At 72.4% G+C, this 19637-nt stretch carries 15 protein-coding genes; 7 read left to right on the plus strand and 8 right to left on the minus strand.

Features of this window, described 5'->3' with window-relative positions; translation table 11 throughout:
- Positions 1–153 precede the first annotated feature (153 nt).
- Positions 154–1689, plus strand: a complete 1536-nt coding sequence (locus tag ACJTNH_RS01935; RefSeq protein WP_458172564.1) for a lipopolysaccharide biosynthesis protein — start codon at positions 154–156, stop codon at positions 1687–1689.
- Here the strand turns inward: ACJTNH_RS01935 and ACJTNH_RS01940 are convergent.
- Positions 1686–2831 carry a glycosyltransferase family 4 protein gene (locus ACJTNH_RS01940; protein WP_458172565.1) on the minus strand — a complete coding sequence of 382 codons (1146 nt, stop codon included), beginning with the start codon at positions 2829–2831 and terminating at the stop codon, positions 1686–1688. The two genes, ACJTNH_RS01935 and ACJTNH_RS01940, sit on opposite strands and share 4 nt — an antisense overlap.
- A 154-nt stretch (positions 2832–2985) precedes the next feature.
- Between ACJTNH_RS01940 and ACJTNH_RS01945 the strand changes: the two genes are divergently transcribed.
- Entirely contained in the window at positions 2986–3804 is an 819-nt protein-coding gene (locus tag ACJTNH_RS01945) for a hypothetical protein (RefSeq protein ID WP_458172567.1), read from the plus strand.
- 9 nt (positions 3805–3813) lie between these two features.
- Here the strand turns inward: ACJTNH_RS01945 and ACJTNH_RS01950 are convergent, their stop codons facing one another.
- From ACJTNH_RS01950 to ACJTNH_RS01960, 3 genes are all read right to left on the minus strand, one after another.
- Entirely contained in the window at positions 3814–4524 is a 711-nt protein-coding gene (locus ACJTNH_RS01950) for a glycoside hydrolase family 16 protein (RefSeq protein ID WP_458172568.1), read from the minus strand.
- 262 nt (positions 4525–4786) lie between these two features.
- On the minus strand, positions 4787–5500 hold the full coding sequence (locus tag ACJTNH_RS01955) for a metal-dependent hydrolase (protein ID WP_458172570.1): 714 nt from the start codon (positions 5498–5500) through the stop codon (positions 4787–4789).
- 91 nt (positions 5501–5591) lie between these two features.
- Positions 5592–6518, minus strand: coding sequence for a glycosyltransferase family 2 protein (locus ACJTNH_RS01960; RefSeq protein ID WP_458172571.1), 927 nt, complete (start codon positions 6516–6518; stop codon positions 5592–5594).
- A gap of 553 nt (positions 6519–7071) precedes the next feature.
- On the opposite strand from ACJTNH_RS01960, the gene ACJTNH_RS01965 reads away from it, so the two are divergent.
- A complete protein-coding gene (locus ACJTNH_RS01965) occupies positions 7072–8091 on the plus strand; it encodes a beta-1,6-N-acetylglucosaminyltransferase (RefSeq protein WP_458172572.1) in 1020 nt (339 codons plus the stop codon).
- A gap of 155 nt (positions 8092–8246) precedes the next feature.
- Entirely contained in the window at positions 8247–11330 is a 3084-nt protein-coding gene (locus tag ACJTNH_RS01970) for a DUF7402 domain-containing protein (protein ID WP_458172573.1), read from the plus strand.
- Between the two features lie 138 nt (positions 11331–11468).
- Here ACJTNH_RS01970 and ACJTNH_RS01975 read toward each other — a convergent pair whose 3' ends face one another.
- Both ACJTNH_RS01975 and ACJTNH_RS01980 read right to left on the minus strand, forming a co-directional pair.
- Positions 11469–11981, minus strand: coding sequence for a diguanylate cyclase domain-containing protein (locus ACJTNH_RS01975; RefSeq protein WP_458172575.1), 513 nt, complete (start codon positions 11979–11981; stop codon positions 11469–11471).
- Between the two features lie 105 nt (positions 11982–12086).
- Positions 12087–12971 carry a hypothetical protein gene (locus tag ACJTNH_RS01980; RefSeq protein ID WP_458172577.1) on the minus strand — a complete coding sequence of 295 codons (885 nt, stop codon included), beginning with the start codon at positions 12969–12971 and terminating at the stop codon, positions 12087–12089.
- A 281-nt stretch (positions 12972–13252) separates the two neighbouring features.
- On the opposite strand from ACJTNH_RS01980, the gene ACJTNH_RS01985 reads away from it, so the two are divergent.
- Entirely contained in the window at positions 13253–14335 is a 1083-nt protein-coding gene (locus ACJTNH_RS01985) for an alpha-hydroxy acid oxidase (protein ID WP_458172578.1), read from the plus strand.
- A 52-nt stretch (positions 14336–14387) separates the two neighbouring features.
- Here the strand turns inward: ACJTNH_RS01985 and ACJTNH_RS01990 are convergent, their stop codons facing one another.
- Entirely contained in the window at positions 14388–15881 is a 1494-nt protein-coding gene (locus ACJTNH_RS01990; protein WP_458172580.1) for a lipopolysaccharide biosynthesis protein, read from the minus strand.
- A gap of 323 nt (positions 15882–16204) precedes the next feature.
- Between ACJTNH_RS01990 and ACJTNH_RS01995 the strand changes: the two genes are divergently transcribed.
- Positions 16205–16891: a hypothetical protein gene (locus ACJTNH_RS01995; RefSeq protein WP_458172581.1), complete on the plus strand. Its 687-nt coding sequence runs from the start codon at positions 16205–16207 to the stop codon at positions 16889–16891.
- A 76-nt stretch (positions 16892–16967) separates the two neighbouring features.
- Here the strand turns inward: ACJTNH_RS01995 and ACJTNH_RS02000 are convergent, their stop codons facing one another.
- The gene (locus ACJTNH_RS02000; RefSeq protein WP_458172707.1) at positions 16968–17924 is read right to left on the minus strand and encodes a sugar-transfer associated ATP-grasp domain-containing protein; all 957 of its coding nucleotides are present in this window, start codon (positions 17922–17924) and stop codon (positions 16968–16970) included.
- Between the two features lie 363 nt (positions 17925–18287).
- On the opposite strand from ACJTNH_RS02000, the gene ACJTNH_RS02005 reads away from it, so the two are divergent.
- Positions 18288–19607 (plus strand): UDP-glucose dehydrogenase family protein, encoded by a 1320-nt coding sequence (locus ACJTNH_RS02005; RefSeq protein ID WP_458172582.1) that lies wholly within the window; start codon positions 18288–18290, stop codon positions 19605–19607.
- The last annotated feature ends 30 nt before the right edge of the window (positions 19608–19637 follow it).

The following is a 19637-nucleotide window of genomic DNA, read 5'->3' on the forward strand; positions in this document are numbered from 1 at the left end:
GTCCCGCGGACCGGCGGCGTCATCCGGGTGGGTGAGAGGCCGGTCGACAGCGGGTCGTCCGGGCCGGCGACCGCCTAGCGTGGCGGTGCTCGGGGCCGATGGGCGGCCGCGGCGGAAGGGGCACGAGTGTCGTCGTCCGGTGGAGCGGCCCCGGTGCACGGGGGAGCGGACGGCGCAGCTCCGGATCCGGAGATCCTCACCCGCGCCGACCACGACGAGCCGGCGGTTGCTGCCGCGGAGGTCCCCGCCACCGAGGCGGCCGCGCCGTCGCTGTTCGGCCGGGGACTGCTGTACGTGGCGATCTGGGCGGTGCAGCTGGCCGCCGCCGTCGTGGTCTTCCCGGTGCTGGCCCACCTCGTCCCCGCGGCGGAGTTCGGCCGGCTGAGCTCGGCGATCGCACTGAGTCAGGTCCTGGTGGTCTTGTCGTTGGTGGGCCTGGACCAGGCGCTGGTGGTGCTGCGGGCGCAGAGCGGCAACGACCGGGGGGCCCGTTCCCTGGTCGCCCTGGGCGTCGGGCTGGCCGCCCTGGTCTCGGTGGTCACCGCCGTCACCTCGGGGCTGTGGAGCGGGCTGCTGGGCTTCGCCGGTGCGCAGGGCGTCGTGCTGGTGACGCTGGCCTGGACCTTGCCGGCCGCCGGTGTCCTGCTGTCCTCCGCGCAGCTGCTCAGCCAGGACCGGCTCAAGGCATTCTCCCTGGTGAACGTGGCATACGGGGTGGGCGGCCCGGTGACCGGCATGGCCCTGCTGGTGCTCACCGGCTCCCGGACGGCGGTCACCTACGCGCTGGGTCACCTCGGTGCCCTGGTGGTCACGCTGGTGCTCGCCCTGGTGCTGGTGCGGCCGACCTGGCGGGGGGCGGCGGACCTGCCGCTGGCCGGCCGGGCGCTGCGGATGGGCCTGCCGTTGATGGTCAGCTCGCTCGCGGTCTACGTGCTGAACGCCGGTGACCGGCTGGTGATCCAGAGCGTGCTGGGCGCCACCGAGGTGGGGCGCTACCAGATCGCCTACAACGTCGGGAACGTCGCGATCCTGCTGCTCGGGCTGGCGAGCGCGGCGTGGGCCCCGCAGATCAGCGCCGTCCGCGACGAGGCGCAGCGGTGGGCGCTCATCGCCCGTTCGAGAGACGCGCTGTTCCGGTTGATGGTCCCGGTCGTCCTGGGCATGACCCTCGGCGCGCCACTGGCGCTGACGATTGCGGCGCCGGAGAGCTTCCGGCCCGACGAGCTGGTGCTGGTGGCGTTCCTGGTGGCAGCCGCGGGGTTCCCGGTGCTCGTCGGCAACGCCTCGGCGCGCGAGCTCATCGTCCGCGAGCGCACCCGGTCCCTCGCGGTGGCGGCGATCGTCGCCGCGGTGGTCAACGTGGGCCTCAACGTGCTCCTGCTGCCCTTGTGGGGGCTGCCGGGAGCGGCTGCCGCGACCATCGTCGCCTTCTGCGTCCAGACCCTGCTGCACCGGCTCTCGCTGCCGGGGCACGTGGTCTGGCCCGGCGTCCCCGGCCGGCTCCTGGGGGCCGGTGGCCTCGCGCTCGCGGTCAGCGCGGTCTCGCTGTCGTTGCCGCAGGACACGGCGTGGGACCTCGGCCGGTTCGTGGTCGCGCTGGCCTGCCTGCCGTGGTTCCTCCGCGAGCTGCGGTTGGCCCGGGCAGGCGACGGCGGGACGGTGGCCCCGCCGTCCGCTCGGCCGGTCTAGCGGGCGGCTCCCCGGCTGTACCGGGAGAGCACCTCCTCCACCCGGGTGACGTGGTCGGTGAAGGAGAAGTGCTCCCGCGCCTGGGAGGCGTAGAGCGTGCCGAGGTCTGGTTCGGTCCGTCGCCAGTCGAGCAGGTCGACCAGGCCCGCGGCGAAGGCGTCGACGTCGGTCTGCGGCACGAGCAGCCGGGACAGCGCACCGGACAGGATCTCCGGCACACCGCCGACCGACGTGGCGAGCACCGGCCGGGCGGTCATCAGGCCCTCCAAGGCGACCCGCCCGAACGACTCGGGGAGCTGGCTGGGGAAGAGCACGAGGTCGGCGGCGTGCAGCAGCGGCACTACGTCCCGTTGCGCCGGCAGCAGCGTGGCTGCGCCGCGGGACACCAGCCCCGCCACCCGTCCGCGCAGTGCCGGGTCGCCGTCCGGGGTGAAGTCCCCGGCCAGCAGCAGGTGCGCGTCGCCCAGCCGGGGGGTGGCTCGGTCCCAGGCGTCCAGGGCCATCCGCAGGCCCTTGAACTCGTCCAGGCGGCCGTAGAACAGGGCGATCGGCACGTCGGCGGGCAGCCCGAGCCCGGCTCGCGCGCGGCTCCGCTCAGCCTCACGGCCGACCGGGTAACCCGCCTCGGGGACGGCGTTGTGCACGACGTCGATGCGCTCGGGGTCCAGGCCGGCGACGCCCCAGTGCTCGCGCATGAACGCCGAGACGGCGATGAACCTGCGGATCCCGGTGGCCGCGACGGGGATCAACCGGCTGGCGTTGAGCGCGTGATGCAGGTGGCAGACGATCGGCGTCCGGGATCGTCGGGCCACCACCTGACCCCAGATGGCGTGTTCGAACCGCTGCAGCCAGAGCACGTCCGGGCGCAGCCGCGCGGCCAGTGACGCGGTGGGCAGCGACCGCACGGCGGCCGGGACGGCGGTGCCGAGGGTGGGTGGGAGGAAGGGCTGGGGCCCGTGCAGCGTGACGCCGGCCGCCTCGAACTCCGGCCGCATGTCCGGCAGCACGCCGTCGCTGAGCGGCGGCCCGAACACCAGGTGCACCTCGTGGCCGCGGCTCACCAGGGCGCGGGTCACCTCGAGGGCGTTCACCTCGACCCCGCCGAGCCGCTCCAGGCTGAGGGCGTTGGTCAGGATCCTCATGCTCGGCGACCCGGGTCGGCCCCGGACACGCGCCTGCTCCGGTGGCCAGACATGGGGTCAAGGTAGCTGGCGGGCTCCCCTCTTCGGGTGAGCGGCGCCGGAGCAGCCGCCGGATGCACCGGTCCAGGGCGCTGGGCGACCTAACGTGAGGACCATGCTGAGTGGTGCCCCCTGCCGGACCCGCCGCCGGGCCGCGGTCGGTCTCCTGGTCGTGGTCCTGGGCGCGTCCGGGTGCGGGGCCGGTGACCCGGTGGCCGACCCGTCCGCCCAGCCGGCGGCGCCGGAGGTGGTGGAGTTGACCGTGGGAGGTCAGCCGGCGGTCGCGGTGGTCCCGGACGTCGAGGAGCTCAGCGGTCTGGTGCTCTACGTCCACGGTGCGGGCGAGGACGCCGACTCGCTCCAGGGGGGAGACGACCAGGCCCGGGTGACCGCACGCCTGGCGTCCGACGGCTATGTCGTGGCCGCCAGCGACGCGCACCTGGACGCGTTCGGCAACACGGCGTCCCAGCAGGACTACGTGGACCTCGCGGCCGAGCTGAGCGACCGGTACGGGACGACGCGGACGTTCCTGCTCGCCGAGTCGATGGGCGGGGTGGCCGGCCTCCAGCTGCTGGCCGGGGACCGCATCCCCGGGCTGCTGGGCATGGCGGCCATCTCCCCGCTCGTCGACCTCGACGTCATCGTCGGGACCGACTACGAGACGCCGGTGCGCGAGGCCTGGGGCGGTCGGCTGCCGACCGGGACCGAGAACCCCGCCGAGCTGCCGGCGGAGGCCTTCGCCGGCACCTCGCTGCGCTTCTACCTCGCCGCCGAGGACGAGCTCGTCGTCTCCGCGCAGAACGCCGCCCCGCTGGTCGCCCGGCTCCAGGGGGTCGCCGACGTCAGCGTCGTGGCCTGCGAGGGCGGGCACATCGACCCGTCCTGCTTCCAGCCCGACGACCTGGCCGACTGGTTCGGCGGCCTCGCGGGCTGACTGGTCGGCTCAGGCCGGCGCCCAGACGGCGACCCAGTCGATCTGCACGTGGCCGGCGGCGCCGGGGTCGGGCGGCAGGTCGCTGAGCTGGGTCTCGGTCTGCAGCACCCACCGCATCGGGTCCACGGGCACCGCGCGGGGGTCGGTGGTCGTCCACTCGCGGTCGTCGAGCTGGAACGTGAGCCGGCCGGGCGCCCACTCGATGGTGGCCGTGTGCCACTCCTGCATGGACGTGCCGGTCTCGATGGACCAGGCGTTCTCCGCCGGATCGCCCGTGACGTCGTGGGCGTTGCCGTCGATGTCCTCCCCGAGGTCGCCCTCCGGGAAGTCGACCTCGCCCTCGGTCCAGTCGTCGCTGGTCGGCCACAGCAGCCAGGCGACCTTGTAGCCGGGCACGCGGTCGGCGCGGAACCGCACCGAGTACCGGCCGTGCAGCCGGCCGTCCCACCATTCGCCGTCGGTGGTCGGGGTCAGCGCCATCACCTGCGGCGTCCCGTCGCGGGTGTGCACGTGGACGTCGAGCACCCCGTCGGCCACGGTGGTGGTGGTGCGGCTGTCGTAGCGGCCGCGGCTGCCGCTGGGTCGTCCGTAGTCCCGCGAGGTGTCGGTGGCCCCGTCGTAGCCGGCCCAGCCGGGGTACCTGGTGGCGAAGTCGCCCAGCTCGGCGTCGGTGTCGAAGTCCTGGACCAGGACCAGGTCCCAGCCCGGGAGGTCGTGCACCGGTCCGTCGGAGGAGTGGCGGGTGACGACGGCCCCTCCCACCAGCGTGAGGCAGGCGATGACGGTGGCCAGGACCCGGGGCCTGCGGCGCGCCCGGGCCTCCGGAGGTGTGCGCGCAGCTCCGAGGGTAGGTTCTGCCGGCGGTCGACCGACGTCGGCCATTGGCCCGTGACCTCGGAGGTCGTGCCCGTGGAACTGCCCCCGGACGTGCGGATCGGCCGGTCGGCCGGTCACCTCGTGCTGGTCGGGGGCCGTCACGACCTCACGCCCCGGCCGGAGCGTCGCTTGCCGGGCCCGTCGGGCGCCGGGGAGACTGGTCGCGTGCTGGCTGCTGCGGGGAAGACGTGCGGGTGTGGCCATGCCCGCCAGGCGCACCAGCACTACCGCCGCGGGTCTGACTGCGCCCTGTGCGGCTGCGCGAAGTTCCACCGTCCGCTGCTGGCCCGGCTGCGGGGGCTGGGCCGCTGACCTGGTCCCGCCGCTGGCCGGCGTGCAGCGCGACCAGCGCGGCGGTCACGAGGGCCAGCAGGTACAGCGGATAGGGCAGGCTCACGCTCTCCGCGGAGACCGGCCAGCCGAGGGGCACGCCCGGACCGGTCGCCAGGTCGCGGACGAGGTGGGCGCCCACCCCGAGCGCCAGGCCGAGACCGGCCGGCCGGAGCGCCGGGAGGCTCGCCGCGGCGACCAGCAGCAGCACGGTGGCGAGCGAGTGCGTCACCGGCCGGCCGCCGGGTGAGCCGATCGCCTCCCAGCCCAGGTAGAGCGGCACGTGGTCCAGGTCGAGGGCGACCGACCCGACCAGCGCCCATCCGACGACGGGACCGCTCGGCCAGCGGCTGACTGCGCCGATGAGCAGCACGGCGGTCAGCAGGTGGGCCGGCTCGTCGAGGGCACCGACCAGCACGGTCGGCCACGACCGCTCGGTGCGGACCCGGTCGAGGACCGGCACGAACAGCAGGGCGGTCAGCACCAGCACGGCGGAGGGGACCCAGCTGCTCGGGGTACCGCGACGGCGCGGCACCGCATCGTCGCCGGCGGTGCCCCTCCGGTGCCGGCCGCCCATCAGGTCAGGCGCTGTGGCTCTGGGTGAGCACGGTCTCCGGGCGGACGAGGTTGCCCGCCACCTGGTACGCCGGCGCGGGAGCCGCTGCGGGGAGCGGTGCCACGTCGTTGGACGCCGCGGCCACGTGGGTGGGGAGGGCGGCGGGGGGCATGCGGCGGATGGCGGCGGCCTGGGTGGCGCCGGTGCCGTTGAGGCGTTCGATGATCAGGGCGCGCAGGACGCGGAGGCCGTCGCGCCAGGTGTTGAGGTTGCTGGTGCCGAAGCGGCGGTCGTACTCGTAGCTGGGGACCTCGACGATGTGGAGGCCGGCCTTGGCGACGCGGGTGTTGATGATGGTCTCGATCTCGAAGCCGTCGCCCCAGAGCTTGTGCTGGGCGGGGCGGTCGCTGGCGTCGAGGGCCAGGACGTCCAGGCAGCGGGTCCAGAAGGCGTTGTAGCCGTAGCAGAGGTCGGTGTAGCGGGTGCCGAAGAGGAGGTTGGCGGCGCGGTTGAGCCAGCGGTTGCCCCAGGCGCGGATGCGGGTGATGTCGGAGCTGCCGCCGCCGTTGGCGAAGCGGGTGCCCTTGGCGAAGTCGGCGCCGTTGGTGAGGGCGGTGACGTAGTCGGGGATCTCGCGGGGGTCGGCGGAGCCGTCGGCGTCGAGCATGACGATGATGTCGCCGGTGACGGCGGCGAAGCCGCAGGCCATGGCGTTGCCCTTGCCGCGCCGGTTCTGCAGGACGATCCTGACGTCGGGGCGGAGGGCGCGGGCGACGTCGATGGTGTCGTCGATGCTGCAGCCGTCGACGACGATGACCTCGTGGACGTCGGCGGGGAGCAGGGCGAAGACGTGGGGGAGGTTCTTGGCCTCGTTGTAGGTGGGGATGACCACGCTGACCCGGGGGTTGGTGGTGGTGCTGGCGAACAGCGCGGTGGGGGTGCGGCGGGGCATGGATCTGTCCTCTCGAGGGGGACGGGTCCGGTTTCGCCTCTGCTCTCCGCCGGGCTGTGGCGACCAATGTGCGCCCGGCGGGTCAACGCTCACCCGTGTCGTGCTGCTGGAACGTGCTGGTCCTGCGGTGGGCGAGTCCACCGGTGGTCTCGCCCACGTGTCGCGGCGAGCCCGGTGGCTCATCACTCTGCGTCGTGCTCTGTGGTCATTCCTACCCACAGTGATCAATCGGCGGTACCTGGATGGCCCGGTTTCACCCACGCGAGTGGCGCTTTCGTCACTCTGGGTGGACAGGCCCTCGGCTCGCATCTCCGCTGGTGCCCGACAGTGGTCGCCGGCCCGTCGGCCCGCTGCCGGACGGAGCAGGACGCCCCTCGCTCCATCGGGTGAGGGGAACTCCCCAGAAGGTGTCCGAGGATTGACGGGGCGCGACACGGCTGGAGACCGTCCTCGCTGGACGGGTAGCCGCGTCGCTGGACCACACCGGTCCGGCTGCCGGCCGGGTGTGGTCTCCGGGGCCACGGATGAGAGGGGCGTCGTGGGCATCCCGCCGATGCATCGACCGGACGCCGATCGAGAACCCCGCGTCGCGTACTTCGTCTCCTCGTACCGTTCACCCGACCAGCTGCGCCGACTGCTGGGTACGTTGCGGGCTGCGCAGCCCGACGCGCCGTTGCTGGTCTTCCACAACGTCTTCGCCTCCACGATCGACCCGGAACTCCTGGCCGACGTCGGCGCACGGCTGTTCACCAGCGAGAGCCCGATCGTCTGGGGGGACATCTCGCTCGACCGCGCCCGGTGGGACGTGCTGCGCTGGGCTGTCGAACACGTCGACTTCGACTGGCTGGTGCTGTTGTCCGAGCAGGACTACCCGATAGCCCCGCTGGGCGAGCTCGGCCGCCGGCTGGCGAACAGCGGCGTCGACGCTGTCCTGGACACCGAGCCGATCACCGAGATCGCGTCGGCCGCGCAGCGGCGTGACTGCCACTGGCGCTACCACTACCGGCGGGTGGCTCTGCCCACGTGGGGACTCAGTGCCCGGTTGCCCCCGACGGTGCGCCGGTCCGCGGCACGGCTGTGGGGGCTCGCCTGCTCGGCGTTGGCCCGGGTGCAGCCCTGGCTGCACGTCTACCCGATGCCCCCCGAGCTCTCCCTCCCGAGCAAGGTGGGCGTGCGGGTCGGACGGCGTGGCCCCTTCTCCGTGGAGTACCCGATCTGGTGGGGCTCTGCCTGGTTCGCCCTGTCCCGACGCGGCACGCGGCGACTGCTCGAGCTGGTGGACAGCTCGGCGGAGGTCGTCGACCACTTCCAGCACGCCGTCATCCCGAGCGAGTCGCTGACCCACACGCTGCTGGTCAACGCGCCTGACGTCCGGGTCGAGCGGGCGTCGCTGCACCACATCCGGTGGAGCGATGCCGGGTCGGGCCGGCCGGACGTGTTCGCCGAGGAGGACCTGCCCGGGATCCTGGCGTCCGGGAAGTTCTTCGCCCGCAAGTTCGAGCGGGATTCCCCGGTGCTGGACCGGCTCGACGACGTCGTCCTGGGCCGGGTGCCGGTACCGCACCCTTCGTGACACCGGGACCCGGGCGACGCATCGCGGCACCTGATCGAGGGATCGTGGCCCCGGCCTGGTCACCCGATGGGATGCCGACCGGGTCGACAGACCCCCCGGTGTGCTTACGGTCCGTCACGGTCGCCGTGCTGGCGGCCGTCGACGGAGGAAGAACTGTGACCACAGCACCGATGAGCACGGCGACGTCCGTTCCCGGACCGATCTCGCCCCGGGTCCCCGGCCGTGGGGGGCGGCTGCTGCGAGGCGTCACCACCCTGAGCCTGTTCAGCGTCCTGGCCGTGCTGGGGCTGAGCGGGGTGGTGGCCCCACCCGCATCGGCGGCCACCGGATGCAGCATCAGCGTCATCGCGCACCCGGACGACGACCTCTTCTTCCAGAACCCCGCCGTGCAGGCCGACGTCGCCGGCGGCGGGTGCGTCAGCACCGTGTACGTCACCTCCGGCGATGGCGGGCGGGGGACCACGTACTCGCGCAGCCGGGAAGCCGGTGTCCGTGCCGCCTACGCGACGATGGCAGGCGTCTCGAACGAGTGGACCACCACGGCCGGCACGGTCGCGGGCAAGGTCGTCACCCGGTCGACGCTGGTCGCCGCACCGCAGATCTCGCTGGTGTTCCTGCGCCTGCCCGACGGCAACATGGACGGCAGCGGCACCACCACCTCGGGGTTCACCAGCCTCCAGCAGCTCTACGCGGGCGAGATCGCGTCGCTGACGACGGTCGACGAGCCGATCCAGACCTACACGACCACCGAGGTCGTCGACACCATCGGCGCGCTCATCACCTCGAGCGGGGCCACCGAGATCCGCACCCTCGACGAGCTCGGCGACTACGGCGACGGCGACCACAGCGACCACTACACGGTGGCCCGGCTGACGGTGCAGGCGCGCAACACCCACGCGCCGGCCGTGCCCATCCAGGGGTACCTGGGCTACCCGAGCGCCCAGCTCGAGGAGAACGTCTCCGGGGCGGCGCTCAGTGCCAAGCAGGACGCCTTCCTCGCCTACGCCCCGTACGACTCGCAGATGTGCCAGACCCTCAGTGACTGCTCGGTGCGCGCCGAGGGCACCTGGTTCCCTCGTCAGCACCTGTCCACCGACATGTACACCCCGCCGGCGCCGATCACGGACGGCAACCTCGCGGCCGCCGCGACGGTGACCGCCTCCTCGCAGAACACCGCGGACGGGCAGACCGCGAAGAAGGTGGTGGACGGAGTGGTCGACGGCTACCCGGGTGACCACACGGCCGAGTGGGCGACGCAGGGTGGTGGCGCCGGCAGCTGGCTGCAGCTCAGCTGGCTGGAGGCGGTGCAACTCGACACCGTCGTCCTGTACGACCGGCCCAACGCCGGTGACCGGGTCACCGGGGGCACTCTCAGCTTCTCCGACGGGTCGACCGTGGCCGTGCCAGCACTTGACGACGCCGGTGGCGCCGTGACGGTGGCCTTCAGCCCGCGCACGACGACGAGCGTGCGGTTCAGCGTGACCAGCGTCAGCGCGACGACGGACAACGTCGGCCTCGCCGAGCTGGAGGCCTGGACGCCGGGGTCGACACCGGTCGAGCCGACCGACCCGACGGAGCCGACCGACCCGGCGGAGCCGACTGACCCGGCGGAGCCCACCGATCCGACGGACCCGACGGAGCCGACTGTGCCGGTCGAGCCGGTGACGCCGGTGGCGAACGTCGCGGGTGCGGCGTCGGTGGTCGCGTCGTCGGAGAACCCGAGTGACGGGCAGACCGCGGTGAAGGCCGTCGACGGTGTGGTGGACGGTTACCCGGGTGACCACACGGCGGAGTGGGCGACGCAGGGTGGTGGCGCCGGTAGTTGGTTGGAGCTGACCTGGGCTGAGCCGGTGACGGTGAACCGGGTGGTGCTCAACGACCGTCCCAACGGCAGTGACCAGGTGACGGCGGGGACGTTGACGTTCTCGGATGGCTCGACGGTGCAGGTGCCGGCGTTGGACGATGCCGGTGCGGGGACGCAGTTGACCTTCGCCAGCCGGACGACCACGAGTCTGCGGCTGACCGTCACCGGGGTCAGCGAGGAGACCAGCAACGTGGGGCTCGCCGAGATCCAGGCGTGGACCACTGGCGCGGAGACCGATCCCACGGAACCGGTCGAGCCGGCGGAGCCGACCGACCCGACGGAGCCGACCGACCCGACGGAGCCGACCGACCCGGCGGAGCCGACTGACCCGGCGGAGCCCACCGATCCGACGGACCCGACGGAGCCGACTGTGCCGGTCGAGCCGGTGACGCCGGTGGCGAACGTCGCGGGTGCGGCGTCGGTGGTCGCGTCGTCGGAGAACCCGAGTGACGGGCAGACCGCGGTGAAGGCCGTCGACGGTGTGGTGGACGGTTACCCGGGTGACCACACGGCGGAGTGGGCGACGCAGGGTGGTGGCGCCGGTAGTTGGTTGGAGCTGACCTGGGCTGAGCCGGTGACGGTGAACCGGGTGGTGCTCAACGACCGTCCCAACGGCAGTGACCAGGTGACGGCGGGGACGTTGACGTTCTCGGATGGCTCGACGGTGCAGGTGCCGGCGTTGGACGATGCCGGTGCGGGGACGCAGTTGACCTTCGCCAGCCGGACGACCACGAGTCTGCGGCTGACCGTCACCGGGGTCAGCGAGGAGACCAGCAACGTGGGGCTCGCCGAGGTCCAGGTGTGGTCGGGCGGCGCAGCGACCGATCCCACCACCCCGACGGAGCCGCTGGAGCCGGTGGAGCCGACGGAGCCGGTGGAGCCGACAGACCCGACGACCCCGACGGACCCGGTCGAGCCGACGGAGCCGGTCGACCCGGTGGAGCCGACCGAGCCGACGGATCCGGCCGAGCCGACCGATCCGGCCGAGCCGACCGATCCGGCCGAGGTGGCCACGGTGACGGCGGACCCCACCACGGCACCGGCGGGGCCTGACCTGGTCTCGAGTGCCTGGATCGCGGACGGCACGCCCGGCCAGGCCGTCGGGTCCTGGACCGAGTTCACCTGGGCCGCCCCGGTGCAGGTCGGCCGGCTGGTCTTCCGCGACCCGACCGGGTCCTTCGGCGGAGCCACTCAGGTCACGCTGACCTTCTCGGACGGCTCCGCGGTCGTCGTCCCGCTGTTCCCGATGCCCACCGGGGAGCTCACGGCGACCTTCCTGGCCCGGACGACGGAATCCGTGCGGATCACGGTGGACGAGGCGTCGTCGACCGATGGGGACGTCTTCCAGACCGCGGTGCTGGTCTACGCAGCCTGACGGCCGATCCCGGCGGTGTGCGCGCTCTCCCCAAGTGGAGCTGCCCCGTGCCGCCGGGACTCGGTGGCACGGGGCAGGACTTGGGGGAGGCTCAGCCGATCGGCCGGGGGCTCGCCGCGCCGCTGCGGCGGGGTCAGGTCAGCGACGGGCGCCGCCGTAGCGGATGACCCGGCCGCCGCCCACGCTCCGGGCGGCGGTGAGGCAGAGGGTGGCCCGGCGGTGCACCTCGGTGGGTGCGGCGTCGGGGGAGAGCCCGGCGATGCCCGCACAGGCGGTGAGTCCGGGGACGCCGACGTCGGCCACGACCTGCAGCAGGCGGTTGGCCGCCGTCTCGGCGTGGTGCGCCGGGCTGTCGAGCACCACGGCGAACTCGCTGGGGCCGGACCGGGCCAGCCAGTCATCGCCCCGCACGTTGGCCGAGAGCGCCGCCGCGACCTGGTCGAGGTGGGCACCGGGCGTGGGCCAGCCGTTGTCGCGGCGCAGCAGCCCGACGAGCACGAGCGCGGCCGGGGCGACGTCGGAGGTCGGCGTCCGCTCAGCGAGGCGGTCGATCAGGGTCGCCCGGGTGGGCAGCAGGGAGATGGCGCTGGTGGCCTGGAGGTCGAGCTGCGGCAGAACCTCGTAGGCGACCGAGTTGGCGGCGATCGGCATGAACGGGTTGTCGTCCCGTCGGCGGAGTCAGTTGAGTTCCGAAACGCCTTTGCTCGCCCGGACGAGGGAGGCCGGCGGGTGAGTGCGTTTGGCCGCACCGGCGGCTCAGCCGCCGATCAGGTCGCCGACCAGGTCGATGATCTCCCCGATGGCACCGGACGTCTCCGCAGGTGACTCGGTGGGCATCGGTGTGGACGTCTCGGTCGGCTGAGGCGCGGACGTCGTCGGCTCGGGAGCGGGAGACGTGCTGGTCGCCGTCGGGGCCGGGTTGGTGGGCGCCGGAAGCGGCAGCGGCGCGTCGTCCTGGGACAGGACCGTGGCGTCAGGCGTTCCGTCAGGTGATGGAACCGACGTCGTCTGCTCCTGCTCGGTCCGCTGCGACGTGGGGGGCGTCGCCGTTTCGATGACGGTGTCGCCGGGAGCGGGCGCGGTCCCGTCGTCCGCGACATCGGGAGTCGCCGCGGTGGTCCCCGGCCCGCCGGCGCTGCCGGCCGGCGCCGGGTCCGCACTGCTCGCCGCGCTGCTGCGACCGGACGGCGTGCCGGCTGTGGACGCCCCGCCGCCCGACGGCGAGTCGGTGGTCGTCGTCTGGTCCCGGGCGGGCGCAGAGGTCGCGGTGCCGATCAGCCCGCCGCGGCTGATCGCCTCGAGAGTGTCGGTGGCACGGTCGGGGTGGGCGGCGACCTCGGCCGCGAGGGCGTCGTGCAGGCCGAGGGCGCTGTTCGAGCGGGCGAGCACCGGGGCGAGGGCGACGGCGAGCAGGGCGGTGCCGGCCAGGATGCGCTGCGGTGCGCGACTCCGCCTGCGGCGGACGGCGTCGGGGTGGGCCTTCGGTGCGACGTCGGCTGCGTGTCGCCGACGGGCCGGCTCGGGTGTGGGGTCGAGCTCAGCGATGACGGCGCGGTGCCGACCTGTGTCGGTCAGCGGCGGAGTCGTCTCGCCCCGGCGGTGACGGCCCGTGGTCTCCGGACCAGGTCCTGCGTCGTGCACTGTTCCCCCTTGCGCCGCCGACCGCTCGATCGACTCACAGCAAGGTAATTCGTATGGCACTCCGCGCCTACAGCAGGACAGCGTGTCACCATCGACACGCCGCTGGACCTCGGAGAGACCGGTCGGCCTGAGACTGTGCGGGTAGACCGCCTCGCCGGCCGTCCGGTGCGGGTCCATCGAGGTGGCCCGTGTTGCCGTGGCCGACGACGCACTGCGGGACACGTGCCGATGCTGGCGGCACGAGGTGCCGCCGAATCGCGGGATGAGACGGAGGACGCGACGTGCACACCAAGCTCGGGGAGCAACTGGCCGCGGCGCGGGAGGTGCTGGAGCCTGCCGTGTTCGACTACTACGCCGCCGGCTCAGGCGACGAGGTGACGGCGGGCGAGGCGGAGGCGGCTTGGGGTGGCTTCCGGTTGCGCCCCCGGGTGCTGAACGACGTCTCCAGCGTGGACATCGGCGTCGAGCTCCTCGGCACCAGGGTGACCTCGCCGTTCATCGTGGCGCCGATGGCCTTCCACGGCCTGGCCCATCGGGACGGGGAGTGCGCGACGTTCGCCGGTGCGGGCGCGGCAGGTGCCCTGGGGGTGCTCTCGACGCGCTCGTCGCGGCGGATCGAAGACGTCGCCGCAGCGGCGACTGGTCCCTGGTGGTTCCAGGCCTACGGCATGCGCGACCGTCAGCTCACGCATGCGCTGGTGGGTCGTGCGGCGGACGCAGGGGCGACTGCCGTGGTGCTGACGGTGGACACCCCCTACGTCGGGCGCAAGAGCAAGGTCGGCGGTGTCCGCATCTCCGTCCCGGACGACGAGTTCCTGGTCAACCTGGCGCAGCACCTGCTGCCGGGGACCGTGGGGCGTCAGGCGGCGGAGCAGGACCCTGCCATGACGCCGGCCGTCATCGCCGAGCTGGCCCGGGTCAGCGGACTCCCGGTGCTGGTCAAGGGCGTGCTCCGGGGTGACGAGGCGGAGCGGTGCCTGGACGCCGGGGCTGCCGGGGTCATCGTCTCGAATCACGGTGGGCGACAACTGGACCGCGCCGTGCCCAGCGCCTTCGCGCTGGCCGACGTGGTGACCGCCGTGGCCGGTCGGGCGCCGGTGCTGGTGGACGGCGGCATCCGCAGCGGGACGGACGCGCTGGTGGCCCTGGCCCTGGGCGCGGACGCCGTCCTGGTGGGCCGCCCGATGCTGTGGGCGCTCGCCGCCGACGGCGCAGCCGGGGTGACCGCAGCGCTGGACGCCCTCGCCGTCGACCTCAGGCATGTCCTCGCCGTTGCCGGCGCGGCCAGCGTCGCCGATCTGGACCGCAGCATGGTGAGTGTCGCGTCGTGGTCAGCAGCCGCCGGCGAGCCGGCCCTCGGGTAGCCGTGCGGCGCCGATTCCCTTCCGGCACCCGGGGCGCCGCCGCGGAGAACGATCAGGTCGCAACGCCGCTCCGGCGGCGTAGCGTCGTGCGCAGGCCATCTACGACCTCCGTCACGACCGACCTGGCGATCAGCAGGACGACCCCCAGGTACACGACGCCGCCCAGGGCCAGCGCCAGGACGACATAGCCCCAGTCAGTCAGTTGCAGGAGCTGCTGCGCGGCCAGCACGACGCCCGCCGCCACCCCGCCGGCCAGGACCACACGGACCGTGCGCGCATAGGTCCGTGCCGGGACGTGGAGCAGACGGTGTACGAGGACGCCCCGCATGGGAAGGGCGAGGACGGTCCAGGCGGTCAGCACGGCCGCCAAGGTGAGGAGGCTGTCGTCGGCGAAGACGAACACCAGGCCCAGCTGACCGGCGAGCAGCACGAGAGTCACGAGCAACTCGACCCCGGGGTTGCCGGTGGCCATCAGCACGGAGCGGTTGAAGGTCGACATGGCGGTGATCAGTGATCGGACGGCCAGCAGGGACGCAAGACCCGCAGCCGGCGCCCACTGTTGACCGAAGACCGCAGGCACCACCTGGTCGCTGGTCAGCGACAGGCCCATGAGGACGGGGACCAGCACGAGGGCGCCGGTCGCCTGAGCGGTACCGAGCGCTCGCGACAAGCGCGGCGGGTCGGCCTGGAGTCGGGCGAACACCGGGTGGGCCACCGTGCTGAACACCGAAGTGCAGACGTCCACGATGACCTGGACAAGTCGTTGTGCGACGGTCCAGAAGCCCAGTGCTGCCGTCCCCGCAAGGACCCCAATGAGGAAGACCTCGCCCTGCTGCCGCAAGGCGTTGGCGAGATGGGCGCCGAGCGACTTCGCGCCGAAGGCGCTCATCACCCGCATCTCCGCAACAGAGAACGTCCGCCGAGGACGGAAGCCCGCGGTGGCCCACAGCACGATGGTCGAGATCGTCACCCGTACCAGGGTCTGAGCGACGAGTGCCCACGCTCCGGCCCCGGCGAAGGCGAGCACGATGGCGACCACGACGGACAACACCGTTGCGAGCACCTGGCGCACGGCCAACTCGCGAAAGCGCAAGTCCTTCTGCATCAGAGCGGCCGGCACACTGCTGAGGCCGCTGATGAACAGCGAGACGGCCAGGGCGGCGAGGATGGGCTGCATCTGCTCGGCGTCCAGGATGGCGCTGATCGGGCCCGCCAGTCCGCCCAGGGCTAGGGCGAGCGCAGCGCCGAGGCAGAGCGAGATGTAGAACGCGGTGCTGGTGATGGTCGTCGTCAAACGCCGAAGCTGCACCAGGTATGTCGTGAACCCAGCGTCACTGACGATGGTGAGGATCGAGATGAAGGTCATCGCGAGGGCGACCACCCCGAACTCCTCGGGTTCCAGGAGCCGGCCGAGGAGGATAAAGCCGACGAGCGTGCTGAGCCGCACCGCCCACTTCTCCAAAGCGGTCCAGAGGACCCCCTGAGTAGCCCGCTGCCGCAGACTTCCCTCAGAGTCTGGGATGGTGCTTTCGGTGTCGGTCGACACGTGACTCCTCCCGCGCACGAGGCGCTCGCCGGTGCCGGACCGGCGCTGACGGGGTCGTGCAGCAGCCCCGGGTCGTTGAGAAGAGTAGCCGGGAGATGATCTCCGTCCGTCCGCCCTACGCAGCGGAGCCATGTCGAGGGGCTGCGTCCGATCATCGCTGCCGTTGTGAGCCCTTGAGCAATGGGCGGGGGCGGTAGCTGACCCTGCCTCCACCCGGCGGATGGGCGGTAGGTTCCGTACCGTCCCGTCTCGTGATTTCTTCACCGGCCAGTGACCCAGTGATGTTGTTCTGGACGGGCGGATGGGACTCATCGTTCCGACTGATGCAGCTGCTCCTCATCGAACGACGGTCGGTGCAACCCATCTACGCAGTGAGCGTCGCGCGGCGGACGGCCTTGTCCGAGATGCAGACGATGGAGCGCATGCGTCAGACGCTGTTGCCCCGGCTGGACGATCCTGCCCAGTTGGCTCCCACCATCCTGGTGATGGCCGAGCAGTACCCACCCAGCCCGGACATGGCAGCCCTGTGGACTGCCATCGGTCAGCGAGCCCCCGTTGGTAAGCAGTACCCGTGGCTCGCCGCTGTCACCGAAGCCAAGGGGTGGACCGAGGTGGAGGTCTGCCTCGCGGGCTATCCGCAAGGCATGCCGGCGTGGGAGCGGCTCGTGTTCACAGAACCTCGGCAACTGAACGGGTCCCCGGAAGCAGAGGCTCTGCGCCGGTGGTCCTTCCCCGTGATGCACCTGACGAAGGAGCTGATGGGGGCGGTCGCCCGTGAGCACGGGTTCTACGACGTGCTCGTCCAACGGTGGTTCTGCCAAGATCCGTGGAACGGAAGGGCATGCGGACAATGCGTGCCGTGCAGTCTCGCCAACCGCGACGGCGTCGACTTCGCCCCGAGTGCTGCCGTGACGGGTCGGCGAGGGTGGCGCAAACTGCGGGGCATGCTCCGCGCCGCCGGCGTGCTGGACAGGTCGCACCCCGCAGCAGCCCCCGCCCCCGTGCGGTGAGGACGGCGGAGACGACGCTGATAACACGCTGAGGTCAGCTGAACGATGGCTGTCTCACGTCTGGAGCTGTTCCTGGTCACGCGTATCTGGGTGCCAGGATCCCGTGGTCGATGTAGTACCGCCGGATTCGTGAGTCGTGCAGAAACGGCCCGTGGAACTGGAACACGTTGGGATTGGGCACGCCGGGATTCCCCTCGATCACCCTTGGGCCAGCCGCTGTGACGCAGATGTCCCAGCCCACGTGGTCGAGGTCGGGGAAGGCGTCCATCAGCGACAGCGTGAGCTGACGTACCTCTGGCCAGCAGGGCACCGGGAGACCGGTGATCTGCGCGCCGGTGTCCGGGTGCCGGTCGAGCGGCACGCGCCGTCGGTCCCGGGGTGCACCCAGCGCCGGGCCCAGCCGCCCGGTCTCCAGGTCGATCAGGCTGCACAGCCCGCCTGAGCTGACATTGTCCACGGCCCCCGTGGCGGCGGTGCCCCAGCGATGGACGGCCGCGACGACCACCGGGCCGTCGGCGGGCAGGCGGATGGCCAGAACCCGCATGGTGTTCAGAGATCCTGGGTTCACCGCAGCGAGCGCGGGATGCTGCTGGAGCCGCTCCTGCACGACCTGCTCGGGGGCGGCGTCCTCATGGAGGTCTGCTACCTCCGAGCCGGGCAGCGCCCGGACTCCTCGACCGCCGTCCCCGTTCGCCGGCTTCACGATCACGGACCGCTGCTCGCGCAGCCTCTCCAGTGCACGGGGCGAGCGCGGGCGGAACGTGCCACCGATGACGGCGCCGAAGGTCTCCGGTGCCTGGTCGGCCAGACCGCGCGCGATCAGCGCGTCGGCGAAGAGCGCCTTGTCGTCGAGGGACTTCCTGGCCGAGGCGTCGTTCAAGGAGGCGAGACGGGGCTCGACCATCAGGTCGCTGATGTAGGGCAGCGAGCGGTCTTCGATCCCGGGGTAGGCATACCGGCGGTTGGAGAGGAAGCCGCGTCGCCACATCGAGGGGTGCAGCGCCCCGACGTACTGTCGCCGCTCCAGCCGCACGAACAACCGGATCCAGTGCGCGAGCCTCCTGATGCGTGCAACGGAAGTCCGCCTGGTGACGAGGGACTGCGGTGGGAGCGGGCTCCCTGAGCTGGACACATCGCCACGCTAACGTCGATGGCGTCGATCGCGCGCCCCGGTTCGGTCGCAGGAAGCCGGCCCAGAGCCGTCGGTGACCCGGCCGGCAGCTGCCGACCGGCTGTCGCACGCCCGTGCCGGGGCCTCCCGTTCGAGGCGGTGCGACGCCCAGGTGGGTGAACCGGCGTTGGTCCATCGTCTCGACGCGCCGTACCGTTCGTCGGCGCGGGGACGCGCAGTCACGGTCAAGCGCGTCCTCGTTCCCTCGACCTCGCGGAGCAGTGCATGAAGATCTCGGTTGTCGGCTGTGGCTATCTGGGCGCCGTGCATGCGGCATCGATGGCCGAGCTCGGCCACGACGTCGTGGGCATCGACGTCGACCGGCCGAAGGTCGAGGCGCTGCAGGATGGCAGAGCGCCCTTCTACGAGCCCGGTTTCGAGGAACTGCTAGGCCGCTCCATCGCCTCCGGTCGCCTGCGGTTCAGCACCGACATGGCCGACGCAGGGGATGCCGTCCTGCACTTCCTCTGCGTGGGGACGCCGCAGAAGCGCGGCGAGTACGCCGCCGACCTCCGCTACGTCGAGGCGGCCGTGGAGTCGCTGCTCGTGGCGCTCAAGCCCGGCGACCTGGTCGCCGGCAAGTCGACGGTGCCGGTGGGCACCGCCGCCCGGCTGGCCGACGTGGTCGCCGGCAAGGTGCCGGGCGCGATGCTCGCCTGGAACCCAGAGTTCCTCCGCGAGGGGTTCGCCGTGCAGGACACCCTGCACCCCGACCGTCTGGTCTACGGACTGGCAGCCGGTGCGGAGGGCGAGGCCGCTCGCGCGATGCTCGACGAGGTCTATGCCTCGATCGTGGAGGCCGGCACCCCCAAGGTCGTCACCGACTATGCGACCGCCGAGATGGTGAAGACCGCGGCCAACTCCTTCCTGGCCACGAAGATCTCCTTCATCAACGCGATGGCCGAGCTGTGCGAGGCCACCGGCGCCGACGTGAAGCTGCTCGCCGATGCCATCGGCCACGACGACCGGATCGGCCGCAAGTTCCTCAACGCCGGACTCGGCTTTGGCGGTGGCTGCCTGCCCAAGGACATCCGTGCCTTCATGGCGCGGGCCGGGGAGCTGGGCGCCGACCAGGCGCTCACCTTCCTGCGCGAGGTCGACAACATCAACATGCGCCGCCGGATCCGGATGGTCGAACTGGCACGCGAGGTCTGCGACGGCTCACTGCTCGGCAAGCGGGTGGCGGTGCTCGGGGCCGCCTTCAAGCCCAACAGCGACGACATACGCGACTCGCCCGCGCTCAACGTCGCCGCCCAGCTCCAGCTGCAGGGCGCCGTCGTCCAGGTGACCGATCCGGCCGCGGGGGAGAACATCAAGCGCAGCTGGCCGCAGCTCGACGTGGTGGACACCGCCGAGGAGGCCGCCCGAGGTGCGGACGCGGTGCTGCTGCTCACCGAGTGGCAGCAGTACCGCGACCTCGACCCGGTCGCCTTCGGCGCGGTCGTCAGGCGGAAGCGGATCCTGGACGGGCGCAACGCGCTGGACCGGGAGAGCTGGACCGCCGCGGGCTGGTCCTACCGGGCCCTGGGCCGACGCGCCGGCTGAGACCGACGGGACTCCGGCGCCGGCTGCCGG

Source organism: Modestobacter lacusdianchii, from assembly GCF_054177765.1.